Source organism: Shewanella woodyi ATCC 51908, from assembly GCF_000019525.1.
Lineage (GTDB): Bacteria > Pseudomonadota > Gammaproteobacteria > Enterobacterales > Shewanellaceae > Shewanella > Shewanella woodyi.
Map to the genome: position 1 here is coordinate 25,164 of NC_010506.1, position 13,730 is coordinate 38,893.

The window sequence follows — 13,730 nt, forward strand, 5'->3', positions numbered from 1 at the left end:
ACGGCAAGCTCACAGAGCTTGCCGTTTAGTTAATACCGATTGGTATAAACGCAATAAAACCTATTGGGAGTTATGGGCGCTCAAATACCGTTGCGATACCTTGTCCTAGGCCGATACACATGGTCGCTAAACCATATTTTGCATCTTTCGCTTCCATTAGGTTGATCAATGTTGTCGAGATACGAGCGCCAGAACAACCCAGCGGATGACCCAGTGCAATAGCGCCGCCGTTAAGGTTAATCTTCTCATCAACTACATCCATCAAACCAAGATCTTTAACACAGGGTAGAGACTGAGCGGCGAAGGCTTCGTTAAGCTCGATAACATCGAGATCATCAATTGTTAGGCCTGCACGCTCAAGTGCTTTTTTGGTTGCAGGTACTGGGCCGTAACCCATGATTGCGGCATCACAACCTGCCACAGCCATAGAACGAATGCGTGCACGAATAGGTAGGCCTAACGCTTTGGCTTTCTCCTCTTCCATAACTAGCATGGCTGATGCGCCATCAGAGAGAGCCGATGAGGTGCCTGCGGTTACTGTGCCGTTTGCTGGATCAAAAGCTGGGCGAAGACCCGACAGTGATTCCATTGAGGTCTCAGGACGGATCACTTCGTCATGCTCAACCTTGATCAACACGCCGTTAGCATCATGACCTTCGACTGGGTGGATCTCATTAGCAAAGCGACCCTCAACTGTTGCTGCGTGAGCACGTTGATGAGAACGTACTGCAAACTCATCTTGCTGCTCACGGCTTATGCCATGCATCTTACCTAGCATCTCTGCAGTAAGACCCATCATGCCTGAAGCTTTTGCAACATTGTTGGCAAGACCTGGGTGGAAATCGACACCGTGGTTCATCGGGACGTGACCCATGTGCTCGACACCGCCAATAATGAAAGTATCACCTTGGCCTGTCATGATGGCACGCGCCGCTTGATGTAGGGCATCCATAGATGAGCCACATAGGCGGTTTACGGTAACTGCACCAGCCTCTTTCGGAATGCCAGCAAGTAGAGCGGCATTACGAGCGATATTGAAACCTTGCTCTAAGGTTTGCTGTACACAGCCCCAAATTACATCTTCGATGTCTTTTGGATCAAGTTTTGGATTGCGAGCCAAGAGGGCTTTCATTAACTCTGCAGAGAGTGTCTCTGCACGTACATTTCTAAATACTCCAGCCTTAGAACGGCCCATGGGAGTACGGATGCAATCTACGATAACTGCTTGTTTCATTGTTCTATTCCTTCCCACTTATTAAGCTTGATAGTAGCTGCCATTATTAGCGGCGAGTTCGCGCATCGCATCTGTCACTTGGTAAAGTCCACCTAAGTGGGCGTACTTATCAGCAAGTGCAACGAAATTAGCGACACCCATGGTATCGATATAGCGGAATACACCACCTCTAAATGGTGGGAAGCCAAGACCAAATACTAGCCCCATATCAGCTTCTGCAGGCGTTGCGATAATTCCCTCTTCGAGACAACGAACTGTTTCGATAATCATAGGGATCATAGTACGAGCGATAATCTCATCGGACTCAAATGCTTTAAGATCACCAAACTCTGCGCCAAGTAGCTCATAGCTTGTAGGATCGAGATCTTTCTTTGGTTTGCCGCGGCGGTCTACTGAGTAAGCGTAGAAACCTTTGTTGTTCTTCTGACCGAAACGCTCTGAGTCAAACATGATATCGATAGCATCTTTGCCATCTTTACCCATGCGATCAGGGAAACCTTCTGCCATTACCGCTTGAGCATGATGGCCTGTATCGATACCGACAACATCAAGCAGGTATGCAGGACCCATAGGCCAACCAAACTGCTTCTCCATCACCTTATCGATTGCCGCGAAATCTGCGCCATCGGCGAGTAGACCGCTAAAGCCTGCAAAGTAAGGGAAGAGTACGCGGTTTACGAAGAAACCTGGGCAATCATTAACAACGATTGGTGTCTTACCCATTTTACTGGCATAAGCCACGACCGAAGCGATAGTCTCTTCAGAGCTGTTTTCGCCGCGGATAACTTCAACAAGTGGCATCTTATGCACTGGGTTAAAGAAGTGCATTCCACAGAAGCGCTCAGGCTTCTTAAGGCTCTTAGCGAGTAGGTTGATTGAGATGGTTGAGGTGTTTGATGTGATGATGGCATCGTCACTGACATTTTGCTCAACTTCAGCAAGCACCATGGATTTTACTTTTGGATGCTCAACAACGGCTTCGACTACAACATCGACATCTTTAACCGGCGCGTAGTCCAGTGTCGCGGTGATGTTGTTCAGTACCTTAGCCATCTTCTCTGGTGTAGAGCGGCCACGCTTAATTTGAGCGGCTAATAGCTTAGACGCTTCACCTAGACCAAGATCAAGCGCTGGCTGTGCGATATCTTTCATCACAATTGGTGTGCCTTTGCTGGCACTCTGGTATGCGATACCACCACCCATGATGCCGGCACCAAGTACAGCAGCACTGTCGACATTTTTAGCTAACTTACCCGCTTTCTTAGCTTTGCCTTTGACCAGTTGGTCATTAAGGAAGATACCGATTAGCGCTTGTGCTACGTCGGTTTTAGCGAGCTTGATAAAGGCTTGATGCTCGACCATTAATGCGTCAGCGCGTTCACTGCGAGCAGCTTGCTCGATAACGCTAATGGCTGTCATTGGCGCAGGGTAGTGTTTGCCTGCAACCTTAAATACCATGCCCTTGGCGGTGGCGAATGACATCATAGCTTCAAGCTTAGGTAGGTTTAGCGGAGCTTGCTTTTTAGCGCGGCGTGCCTGCCAATCTAACTTTTCACTTAAGGCTTCTTTCAGCATGGCGATAGCCGATGCCTCTAAATTCTCTGGTGCGACAACTGCGTCGATAGCACCAACTTTAAGAGCGGCTTCTGGCTTATGATCTTTACCAGTTGTGATCCACTCAAGTGCGTTATCGGCACCAATAAGGCGGGGAAGACGAACTGTGCCGCCAAAACCTGGAATTAATCCAAGCTTAGTTTCTGGTAGGCCAAGTTTGGCTGTGGTATCAGCAATACGGAAATCCGTTGCGAGTACGGTTTCAAAACCGCCACCCAGTGCAAAGCCATTAATGGCTGAGATCGTGGGGAATGGCAGGTCTTCAATTTTATTGAAAACAACGTTTGCTTCAGCAATCCAAGGAAGAAGAACACTCTCCTCTTGAGCAAATAGACCGAGAAATTCAGTGATGTCAGCACCGACAATAAAGGCGCCTTTTCCTGAAGTCAGAACGAGACCTTGAATATTCGTGTCTTGCTTAATTGCGTCTAATGCAGCATTGAGTGAGTCTATTGTCTCTCTGTCTAGTTTATTGACAGAGCCGGCAGCGTTAAAGCATAACCGAGCAATATTGTCTTCAAGTAACTCAACCTGAATCGTAGGACTTTGGTAGATCATTGCTTGCTTCCTTTTGCGTGATACCCGTCTTAGAATGTTGTGACTGTAGGGTCAGTTTACCCGGGTAATTTCTCTATCTCGCCTTAGGTCATCATCTGACCAGTTGCTGTCAGTGTGCGACGAAATCAAATAAATTACAACACCCAATTTAAACACTTGTTTGATTGTTGCTTTGGTGGAGTGATTTTTATGCTTTATGTTAAACTGTTTTTAGTTACAGATTTGCTTCCGATTTAAAGAATTAGAATTAATAATAGGATAAAAGATATGGATCAACTGGCTAATCATTTTAAATCTCATATAGCAGAATTAAATCATCGTGTTGCTGAGATTATCTCCCGTGAAAACCTCTCAGGTTTAGTGATCCATTCCGGTCAACCTCATCGTCAGTTTCTTGATGATATGGATTATCCCTTTAAGGTGAATCCGCACTTTAAAGCTTGGCTACCTATTTTAGATAACCCTCACTGCTGGTTATTGGTCAATGGTCGCGATAAACCGCAACTGATCTTTTATCGCCCAGTTGATTTTTGGCACAAGGTTGCCGACCTTCCAGATGCTTTCTGGGCAGAACATGTGGAGATTAAACTGCTTACTAAAGCCGATAAAGTGGCTGAACTTTTACCAAGTGATATCAGTCAGTGGGCTTATATTGGTGAGCACTTAGATGTGGCTGAAGTGCTTGGATTTAAAACCCGTAACCCAGATGCTGTGATGAGCTATCTTCATTATCACAGAGCAAGTAAGACACAATATGAGCTGTGCTGTTTACGTAACGCAAACGAGATAGCTGTTAAGGGTCATCTTGCTGCTAAAAATGCCTTCTTTAATGGTGGAAGTGAGTTTGAGATCCAGCAGGAGTATCTGACTGCAACAAATCAGGGAGAGAATGAGGTACCTTACGGTAATATCGTGGCCCTCAATGAGAACGCCGCTATCTTGCATTACACCAAATTAGAGAGTGTGCGCCCAGAGAGTAGACACTCCTTCCTTATCGATGCTGGGGCTAACTTTTTCGGATACGCTTCAGATATCACCCGTACTTACGCTTTCGAAAAAAATATCTTCAGTGAGCTTATTGAAGCCATGGATAAGATGCAGCAGGAGATCATCTCCATGATGCGTCCCGGTGTGAAGTACGTGGACCTGCATATTGCAACTCATCAAAAGCTGGCCAAGATATTAGTCGATTTCGATATCGCCTCAGGGGAGCCTCAGTCACTAGTTGATCAGGGCATTACCAATGTTTTCTTCCCCCATGGACTAGGGCATATGTTGGGGCTTCAGGTTCATGACATGGGGGGATTCCTCCACGATGAGCGCGGCACCCATATTGCCGCTCCTGACGCACATCCATTTTTGCGATGCACACGTACATTAGCCGCAAATCAGGTACTGACTATCGAGCCGGGTATTTATATCATTGACTCTCTGCTAAATGAGTTAAAGCAGGATAGTCGTAAGAAGCAGGTGAACTGGCAGACTGTTGACCTTTTGCGTCCATTTGGTGGGATCAGAATTGAAGATAATGTCATCGTTCATGCTGATCAAAATGAGAATATGACCCGTGATTGTGGTTTAAATTGACTGACAGTTATCGGATCCCGTCGGCTGAATTGATCATAGAAGAGGAGATAAAGCATAGTCGCTTTATCTCTTTTCTTTTTCACTGCCAGTCTTACGAAGAGCTGAAGTGTGCACTTACTAACATAAAGGCAGATTACCCAGGAGCTAACCATTATTGCTATGCTTTTGTCGCTGCAGAGCCTGGCAATACCCTTGCTATGGGCTCCAGTGATGATGGTGAGCCATCAGGCAGTGCTGGTCGTCCTATGTTGGCCACTTTGCAGGGCGCTGATGTGGGCGAGATAGGCGCCGTTGTGGTGCGCTATTTTGGTGGCACTAAGTTAGGTGTTGGTGGGCTAGTGAGAGCATACAGTTCAGGGATAAAACAGGGGCTGACTCAGTTAGAAACTCAGCTAAAACAGATCCGTTATCCCGGTTTACTGGTATGTGATTATAATCAGCTTAAAGATGTTGAGTATCTATTAGCGCAATATGATGGAGTGATAGAGGAGCGGGACTTTATGGAAAAGGTTACCCTCAACTTTGCGATCCCTAAGCGGTTTCAAACTGAATTAAACCGCGATCTGGCTACCATGAGCCAAGGGCTTTTAGCGGCTAAGTTTGATTTTCACAAGAGTGATTCAACCCATTAATTTGTTTCTGTGATGGGTTACCATTTTGTGAGAAACTAGCTTAGTGGCCGAATTGCCATCTATGGAAAATGGACGTGATAAAACCTGAATGCAATATAGAACAATAATAAGAATCACTGGATTCTTAATGGGACTCTTCTCCCTGTCACTGCTTCCTCCAGCCTTGGTTGCGGTGATCTACAAAGATGGTGGTGGTACCGCTTTTATCCAGGCTTTTTTTCTCAGTCTCTTTTTAGGCTTCCTGCTCTGGTACCCTAATCGGAGGCATAAAAAAGATCTTCGAACCCGTGAGGGCTTCTTGCTGGTTGTATTGTTTTGGGCCGTACTGGGATCTATCGGTGCCGTGCCATTCATCTTCACTAATCAACCAGATCTGAGCATAACCGACAGTTTTTTTGAATCCTTCTCTGCACTCACGACTACAGGGGCAACTGTGATTGTTGGCTTGGATTCTCTTCCAAAAGCTATTCTCTTCTATCGACATCTGCTGCAGTGGCTCGGTGGCATGGGGATCATTGTACTCGCTGTGGCCATTTTGCCTATGTTAGGTATTGGGGGGATGCAGTTATATCGGGCGGAGATGCCCGGACCTGTAAAAGATAGCAAAATGACCCCACGTATTGCCGAAACCGCTAAGGCGCTTTGGTATATCTATTTTGCACTGACTATCGCCTGCGCCGTGGCTTACTGGCTGGCTGGAATGGATGTGTTTGACGCCATCTGTCACTCATTCTCAACCATAGCAATAGGCGGTTTCTCGACCCATGATGCCAGTATGGGTTACTTTGATAGCACTGCGATAAACATGGTTTGTGTGGTGTTTTTATTGATCGCAGCGCTCAATTTTAGTTTGCACTTCGCCGCGTTTACTCGGCGGGGAATCAATCTAAAGATCTACTTTAAAGATGCGGAATTTAAAGCCTTAGTGATAGTGCAGTTGGTGCTCACGGGGATCTGTTTTGGTGTGCTATACCACTCGGGGATCTATGACTCCCCCGAACAGACATTAGATTTCGCCCTGTTTCAGGCGGTATCTATCTCGACGACGGCAGGTTTCGGTACCGAGAGCTTCCATATGTGGCCACTGTTTCTTCCTATGCTACTCATCTTCTCCAGCTTTATCGGTGGCTGTGGCGGCTCTACCGCTGGTGGCATCAAGGTGATACGTATGATCTTGCTGTTAAAGCAGGGCTCAAGAGAGCTAAAACGTCTTGTCCACCCCAGAGGCATGTTCTCAATTCGTATCGGTGATAAGGCCCTGCCTGATAGAATTATCGATGCTGTGTGGGGCTTCTTCTCTGCTTATGCTTTGGTATTTGTGCTCTGTATGCTGCTATTGATGGCGATGGGAATGGATAACATCACTGCGTTTAGTGCCACCGCTGCTTGTCTTAATAACCTAGGTCCAGGGCTTGGTGAAGTGGCGAGTAATTACGCCAGTATTGGTGACGGTGAGAAGTGGGTGTTGTTAATGGCCATGCTGTTTGGTCGACTTGAGGTATTCACCTTGCTCGTGCTGTTTACCCCGACATTCTGGAAAAACTAGCAAAAACTACTTTAGGATTATCGATGAATAAGACGCTTATTATCTACTCGACGGTTGACGGACAAACCCGTGCAATTTGTGAGCTAATGAAAGGGGTGAATCAGGCCGCTGAAAGTGAAGTGACATTGGCTTCACTTGAGGAGGCAAAAGCGTTGAGTTTGGCTGACTTTGATAAGGTGATGATTGGTGCCAGTATTCGATATGGTAAGCATAGGCCTGAACTTTATCAGTATATCAATAATCACCATGCGGTATTGAGTGCCAAGCCTAACGCTTTTTTTACAGTGAATGTAGTGGCAAGAAAGCCTGAGAAAAACACTCCAGAAACGAACCCCTATATGAAGAAGTTTCTCGAGCTATCGCTGTGGAAGCCTCAGCAGTTAGGTGTGTTTGCTGGTAAGATCGATTATCCCAAATACCGTTTTTTTGATAAGACCATGATACGTTTTATCATGTGGATGACAAAAGGCCCCACGGATACATCGGGTACTTATGAATTTACCAACTGGCAGCAAGTTGAGGAGTTTGGCAAGGCATTTGCCGATAGATAGATTTTGGTTTTCGCCGATAAAAAAGCCTGCTTTAAGCAGGCTTTGTTGTCTCTGTAACTCTCAAGTTCATAAGTATTAGGCGCAGTACTGCTTATGCAGTATGGAGATCACTTCGGTGACCTGCTCATTTTTAAGCTTATAGAAAACAACCTGAGAACTCTTGCGTGTTGAGACAAGATCTTGTGCCCGTAACACTGCTAAGTGCTGTGATAGTGCAGATTGGCTTAGTGGGACAGTTTCATTCAACTCAGTGACGCTATATTCATTCTCAAGTAATAAACATAAGATCATCAAGCGGTAGGGATTGGCAATCGCCTTTAGCCACTTTGCTGCATTTTCTGCATTAGATACCATCGCATCTACATCGATTTCTTTTTGCATAGGGTGACTCACTCCTAGGATTAGCCAATTCTAATTGAGTTGTTCTGTAATGACAATGATACCGACCCTAGTCGAGATCTCAATTTTGAGTGTAAATTATATGAGCTAGCGCTAATTTGTGATCAATTATCCTGTTTATTCTTCGACAGACTGAAACAATAGAGCAAGCAATCAAGATTATAAATTAGGCATATGAATGAAATCTATTCTCGTACTGTATTACTCCCGAGGCGGGCATACCGCTAAAATTAGTCGTGCCATTGCTGAGCATATTGAGCATCAGGGGCATAAATCTCGGGTGATGCATATTAGCGAAGCGGTAAAAGAGGGATTAGATTGGGCCAAGTATGACAGTGTCGCACTGGGAGCTTGTGTCATGTATGGCAGCTACGATAAAAGTGTCTTTGCATTTACGACCGAGCATCAAGCAGCCCTTAGCGAGAAACCAAACAGTTTTTACAGTGTTAATGTGGTGGCTCGTAATCCAGAAAAACGTGTTCCAGAGAATAATAAATACCTGCAGAAATTCATTGAGCTTTCCCCTTGGAAGCCTAATGATGTCAAAGTGATCGCTGGTAAAGTAGATTATCCAGCATGGCGCTGGTGGGACAGACTCGCTATTCAGCTAATTATGAAGATGACGAATGGCCCAACTGATCCTAAATCAGTCATCGATTACACCGACTGGGATGACGTTAAGCTTTATGCTGAACATCTGATCCGTTTGGCTGATTAGTTACTCTGCATTATATTCCTGTTATTGTGTCGTAATGCAATGAAGTTTAGCGGCTTAACCTGTTGAGCCGTTATCAGGAGTCTGTATCTTTGAAGCTAGTACTATTGCCTGGAATGGATGGAACAGGGGAGCTTTTTTCTTCGTTACTTTTTTCCCTATCGGAATATGAGTGCGAAGTTATAGCATTACCGCAGACAGGGCCTCAAGATTACGCATCAATAACTGAATATGTAAAAGAGAAATTACCCCAAAATGACTTTATCTTAGTGGCGGAGTCATTTTCTGGCCCCGTGGCTGCTAGGCTAGCCAAAGAGGGGGCAGAGCATTTGCAAGGGGTTATCTTCGTAGCCACTTTTTTATCAAAACCTCATTGGTTACTTCTCTCTATTGCCAGAGCTCTTCCTTTAAAGTTACTTTCGGCTTTGCCATTTGCAAAACTCTTTGTTAAAGCGTTATTTCTAGGTTCTGCTGCAAGCAATGAGTTGGTTGAACAGTTTCAATCGATTGTTGACTCACTTCCCCCTCGGGTCATCAAGGCAAGACTAAGTTCAATGCTATCACTCTCATTCTCTGCTGAGTTAATTGAGCTTCCAGTAGGATATATTCAAGCGACTTCAGATTATCTAGTGTCGTCAAATAAGGTCACTGAGTTTAGTGCCTGTTTTAGAGAGCTACAGGTTAGAAGCGTTGAGGGGCCTCACTTTATACTGCAGGCAAACCCAGCTAAATCTGCTGAGGTAATCTCTGAGTTGGTTACTCTTTTTGGCAAGCAAACAGGTAAAGGGCGAGTTACTTTTTAGATCTTCTTAGAGATATATCACCGCTGATGACTTCGGCGTGTTCACCTATGATATTGATAAGCTTTGCTTCTATGTGCATCGACATAGGAAAATTCATATCTGGCTGCTTGATAATCACCTCTGCATAGGTTCTATGTCGATTAGATAGAAAATAGTATCGCCCATCCCACACACAGTCGAAATAGAAATTTGGCTCGCTTAGGTTGATGTTCTCTAACCTATTTTTTGCATTAACAAGATAGTTTTCAGTGGTGATAATACTGCAGCGGTTTTGCTGCGAACCGTCACTGAACTTGTAGATAAGCGCAGGTTTATTAGCCAGCTTTCCTTCGCTGCCCCCTAGGTAAGTGTTGAGTTCAATAACCGTGGCATGTGTCTTTATCGGCAATATGATAACCGGGAATATTATTGAGGCAGTTTGAAACAGAGATCGCATTATGAGCTCTTTTCCTCTTGCTAGATTTCAATTTGGTCTATTTAAAACCTCACTAGCCTATAGAATGCTCTTAGATAGTCTTTTGCGCAATATCTTATTGATATAAATAGTTTAATTTGTTTTTGCTAATTCAGGGAGAACTTGTTCTTGATGAGCGATGAAGTCGATATAAGGTTGGTATGTTACTGATTAATAATGGCTGGCTAGTGATTTTTTCTGCTTAGTCCATAAGATAGAGAAACTACAACCTAGGATGCATAAAAGGCAGGTAGCCTTTTTGCTATCAAAATCAGCTGAGAAAAATCTATAACAGTCATAGAAACTTCGATACTGTCCTTGTATGGTATTAAAAATCAATTAAGAACGAGTAATTCTACAGGCTCGTTAGGCATCTATATGAACTTAGATGAGTTGGCCAACTCTGTGTCAGAATCAGAGTTAAGAGAAAGACTCATTCACTCGGTAGGAGAGTGGAAGCAAGATGATCAAGATATTGAGGAGCTCGCTTATCTAATGGGAAAATGGCAATGAATCTACACAACAACGCTTGCGTAGCAAACTCCATGTAAATGCCTAACAAGGCAAGGCAGTCGGATGGCTTTAGGTATACCTTTGGATATTGCAGAAATTCTAAACTTTGTAGCGATTGAATCAGGTACAAAGATCGAAAAAGTTCATCTTAATAGCAATATATCTGATGAGCTTGGTATTGTTGGTGATGACTTTCACGAATTAATAGAAGCATACTCAAACAAGTATCACGTAAATATGGATGAATATCTGTGGTATTTTCACTCAGAAGATGAGGGGGTAAATATCTGGTCTTTTATTTTTAAACCACCATGGAAAAAGGTAGAAAAAATTCCAATAACACCTCAAATGCTCTTAAACTTTGCGATTAAAGGCAAGTGGCTAGTTGTTTATCCAGAGCATAAAGTACCAACTAATCGAAATGACATTACATACAGTAATTGTCTTTGGTTAGTTTTAATTATCGGTTTTTTGGTAGCGTGTTATACCTAATGGACTAATAAATAAGAATAAAAAAGTTTGTTGTTTTCGTTGTTCAACATTTTAGCAAACAATCTTTTGCCCATTATTAGGGCGCTATAGCTACTGGAGGATCGGTGGTAGTTTTAGATGAAGAGCACATGTCATGGATTCTTTTCCAAAACACAAACGATATGTATTTGTCAGTAGTTTGTGGAACTGTCGGCATGTTTACCGTAGAGATTCAATTAACCAATTCTGAAGCAACAAGTTATAAATTAACGGGCAAATCATATATCGATCAATTTGCTAGTAGTATCTGCGCGAAACCAGACTATTTTACACCTAGGAAAGTAGCCAATTTCAAAACTAAGTTTAACGTCACTGAGGCGCTATCTGAATGGCGAAATTCGTAGAGTTGTAGCTATAACAAGTGACTCAAAATGACGCAAAATGCTTGGCTGGCTAGTGATTTTTATCTGTTTAAGCATTAATACGAGAATCACTTTAGCAAATGGTTATTCTCTCGAAATCGAAGAAGCGATAAGATGATGAAAAAAGTCCAATAATCATGGAGATCTCATGATGAATATAGTGAAAGTAGACGATAGCAATGCTCATGTTTACGCTAATCTTTACCAAGGATATAGTGCTGAATTTTCAAAAATTATTGACGACAAACCAGACGAGAACGGTGTGTTTGAGATTTATCCTCGGCTAAAAGGTAGTGTTACAGGCTACTTACTTTACGTGGAGGGTATTCCTGCTGCTATAACAGCCATAGATGAAACATCACCAAAAGCGTATGAGATTTGTGACTTTTACGTTTTGCCTTGCTTTCGTAAAAACAAAGTAGGGAAGCGCTTTATTTCTAGTTTGTTTGAATGTCTTGGAGGTTCGTGGGAAATCAAGCAAGTAGCGGGGGCGGAGCATGCTATCAGTTTTTGGCGTGACGTAGTGAGTGACTATACATCTGATGATTACGTAGAAGATGTGTATGAAGACCATAAGTGGGGAACGGTAACAAGGCAACGTTTCGCACACGCCAAAAATGCCTAAAAACGACTGTGGCGACTTTTTAGGCCTGGTAATTCTAAGTTGTGGTCGAGCTTCAGTATAGTGAGCAATCAGTTCGGCATATAACGTTAGTCAGAAGCTATGCTTCACTCATCGTGTCGAATTGGCATTTCCGCAAAGGCTTTCGCTAATACTTCCGCTAATATTTCCAAAAGCTGGGATGGAAGAGCACTGCCACGGTCAGTATCTCTAAGCGTCCCAAAAGCATACCGATGGCAAGTGCCCATTTGGCCACATCTGGTAGGGTAGAGAAGTTTCCTGCCGGGCCAATAACGTCACCAAGTCCTGGACCTACGTTGGTGACTGCTGTGATCGCACCAGTAAAGCTGGTCATTGGATCGAGTCCAGTTAATACCAGTATGATTGATAGCAATACGATAACGAACGCAAACAACAAGATAAAGGTCACCAGAGAGCGGACAATATCGTCGCTGATGATTCGGTTATTGTAGCGCTCTTTAAACACACCGCTGGGGTGAAACTGTTGCTTTAACTGCTCTCGCATGATGGCGCCGGCTATCTGGAAGCGGAAAATTTTTATCCCGCCTGAGGTCGAGCCTGAGCAGCTGCCAGCGAACATTAAGAAGAGGAAGGCGATATTGGCCAGTGCGCCCCAGGCTGTGTAGTCCGTGAGACCATAACCTGTGGTGGTAACAACTGACACGACATTGAAACTGGCGAGTCTAAGGGCATCGAGTGGGCTCATCTCATGACCTAGCCAGAGCCAGAAGGCTAAGCTCATTGATACCAATGAGATAAACAGGATAAAGCCTTTAACTTGTGCATCATTCCACACCCAGAGTGAGCGTTGCTGAATGCTGTTAACGAACATTAACAGCGGCAATCCGCCAGCTGCCATAAATACCACGCCAACCCAGTGAGCTTGATTTGAGAATGCCGCCATTGAGCTGTCTGAGGTGGAGTAACCGCCAGTAGAGAGCGTGGTCATGGCGTGATTAATGGCTTGGAACCAGTTCATTCCCGACAGATGATAGGCAATCCCACACAGTACAGTGAGGAGGATGTAGATATAGAAAAGGTGTTTCGCCATATCTTGCGTTCTGGGGATCGCTTTATCGCTCCAGTCTGAAGACTCGGTTCTAAATAGCCTCATACCACCGACATTGAGGAAGGGCAGTACAGCCACAGCCATCACGATAAAGCCAATTCCCCCCATCCACTGCAGTAGAGAGCGCCAGATCAGAATACTGTGATCCATTGAATCTAGACCAGATAGAACCGTTGAGCCTGTGGTGGTGATCCCCGACATGGTCTCGAAAAATGCATCGGTATAGTTGATGCCGTGATACAAGGTAAAGGGCATGGCGGCAAAGAAGCTGACGATCAGCCAAGTTAAGCTGGTTAGTAGAAACATATCTCGAATATTGAGGTGCAGGTTTCTACTTCGTCCCTGATGTATGCACGCACTGGCACAGGTACCAGTAAATAGGGAGGAGATCATAAATGCACCCACAGTCTCTTCGCCATAGAAGAGGGCGAAGATAAGTGGGATAAACATAAAGACTGTCAGTGTCGACAGAAAAATGCCTAAAATAAATAGCAGAGGTCGAAGGTTTAGCATAGTGCT

Annotated in this window: 14 protein-coding genes; 9 read left to right on the forward strand and 5 right to left on the reverse strand. The window is 44.3% G+C overall.

The annotated features are described in order from the left end of the window. Positions 1-70: 70 nt before the first annotated feature. Positions 71-1,234, reverse strand: a complete 1,164-nt coding sequence (gene fadA / locus SWOO_RS00100; RefSeq protein WP_012322670.1) for an acetyl-CoA C-acyltransferase FadA — start codon at positions 1,232-1,234, stop codon at positions 71-73. Positions 1,235-1,255: 21 nt separating this feature from the next. Further along, complete coding sequence (fadB, locus tag SWOO_RS00105; protein ID WP_012322671.1) at positions 1,256-3,406, reverse strand: fatty acid oxidation complex subunit alpha FadB; 2,151 nt, start codon at positions 3,404-3,406, stop codon at positions 1,256-1,258. Between the two features lie 267 nt (positions 3,407-3,673). On the opposite strand from fadB, the gene pepQ reads away from it, so the two are divergent. The 4 genes from pepQ to hemG (SWOO_RS00125) all read left to right on the forward strand — a co-directional run bounded on the left by pepQ (position 3,674) and on the right by hemG (SWOO_RS00125) (position 7,722). After that, complete coding sequence (gene pepQ / locus SWOO_RS00110; protein WP_012322672.1) at positions 3,674-4,993, forward strand: Xaa-Pro dipeptidase; 1,320 nt, start codon at positions 3,674-3,676, stop codon at positions 4,991-4,993. Further along, a complete protein-coding gene (locus tag SWOO_RS00115; RefSeq protein ID WP_012322673.1) occupies positions 4,990-5,625 on the forward strand; it encodes a YigZ family protein in 636 nt (211 codons plus the stop codon). The genes pepQ and SWOO_RS00115 overlap by 4 nt, the downstream gene beginning before the upstream one ends. Before the next feature lie 88 nt (positions 5,626-5,713). Then, positions 5,714-7,171, forward strand: coding sequence for a TrkH family potassium uptake protein (locus SWOO_RS00120; RefSeq protein ID WP_012322674.1), 1,458 nt, complete (start codon positions 5,714-5,716; stop codon positions 7,169-7,171). Between the two features lie 23 nt (positions 7,172-7,194). Continuing rightward, complete coding sequence (hemG, locus tag SWOO_RS00125) at positions 7,195-7,722, forward strand: menaquinone-dependent protoporphyrinogen IX dehydrogenase (RefSeq protein ID WP_012322675.1); 528 nt, start codon at positions 7,195-7,197, stop codon at positions 7,720-7,722. Positions 7,723-7,797: 75 nt separating this feature from the next. Here the strand turns inward: hemG (SWOO_RS00125) and SWOO_RS00130 are convergent, their stop codons facing one another. Continuing rightward, positions 7,798-8,103: an ArsR/SmtB family transcription factor gene (locus SWOO_RS00130; RefSeq protein ID WP_012322676.1), complete on the reverse strand. Its 306-nt coding sequence runs from the start codon at positions 8,101-8,103 to the stop codon at positions 7,798-7,800. Between the two features lie 196 nt (positions 8,104-8,299). Here SWOO_RS00130 and hemG (SWOO_RS00135) point away from each other — a divergent pair, with 196 nt between their 5' ends. Further along, the gene (gene hemG / locus SWOO_RS00135) at positions 8,300-8,839 is read left to right on the forward strand and encodes a menaquinone-dependent protoporphyrinogen IX dehydrogenase (RefSeq protein WP_012322677.1); all 540 of its coding nucleotides are present in this window, start codon (positions 8,300-8,302) and stop codon (positions 8,837-8,839) included. Positions 8,840-8,928: 89 nt separating this feature from the next. Further along, positions 8,929-9,639 carry a serine aminopeptidase domain-containing protein gene (locus SWOO_RS25350; protein ID WP_012322678.1) on the forward strand — a complete coding sequence of 237 codons (711 nt, stop codon included), beginning with the start codon at positions 8,929-8,931 and terminating at the stop codon, positions 9,637-9,639. Here SWOO_RS25350 and SWOO_RS00145 read toward each other — a convergent pair. Beyond that, positions 9,629-10,075: a hypothetical protein gene (locus SWOO_RS00145; protein WP_012322679.1), complete on the reverse strand. Its 447-nt coding sequence runs from the start codon at positions 10,073-10,075 to the stop codon at positions 9,629-9,631. The two genes, SWOO_RS25350 and SWOO_RS00145, sit on opposite strands and share 11 nt — an antisense overlap. A gap of 396 nt (positions 10,076-10,471) precedes the next feature. On the opposite strand from SWOO_RS00145, the gene SWOO_RS26345 reads away from it, so the two are divergent. The 3 genes from SWOO_RS26345 to SWOO_RS00160 all read left to right on the forward strand — a co-directional run bounded on the left by SWOO_RS26345 (position 10,472) and on the right by SWOO_RS00160 (position 12,124). Then, positions 10,472-10,606, forward strand: a complete 135-nt coding sequence (locus SWOO_RS26345; RefSeq protein ID WP_267864804.1) for a hypothetical protein — start codon at positions 10,472-10,474, stop codon at positions 10,604-10,606. Between the two features lie 63 nt (positions 10,607-10,669). Beyond that, on the forward strand, positions 10,670-11,098 hold the full coding sequence (locus SWOO_RS00150) for a DUF1493 family protein (protein WP_012322681.1): 429 nt from the start codon (positions 10,670-10,672) through the stop codon (positions 11,096-11,098). A 549-nt stretch (positions 11,099-11,647) separates the two neighbouring features. Beyond that, positions 11,648-12,124 (forward strand): GNAT family N-acetyltransferase, encoded by a 477-nt coding sequence (locus SWOO_RS00160; RefSeq protein WP_012322683.1) that lies wholly within the window; start codon positions 11,648-11,650, stop codon positions 12,122-12,124. A 157-nt stretch (positions 12,125-12,281) separates the two neighbouring features. On the opposite strand, the gene SWOO_RS00165 is transcribed toward SWOO_RS00160, so the two are convergent. Beyond that, a complete protein-coding gene (locus SWOO_RS00165) occupies positions 12,282-13,724 on the reverse strand; it encodes a TrkH family potassium uptake protein (RefSeq protein ID WP_012322684.1) in 1,443 nt (480 codons plus the stop codon). Between the last annotated feature and the right edge of the window lie 6 nt (positions 13,725-13,730).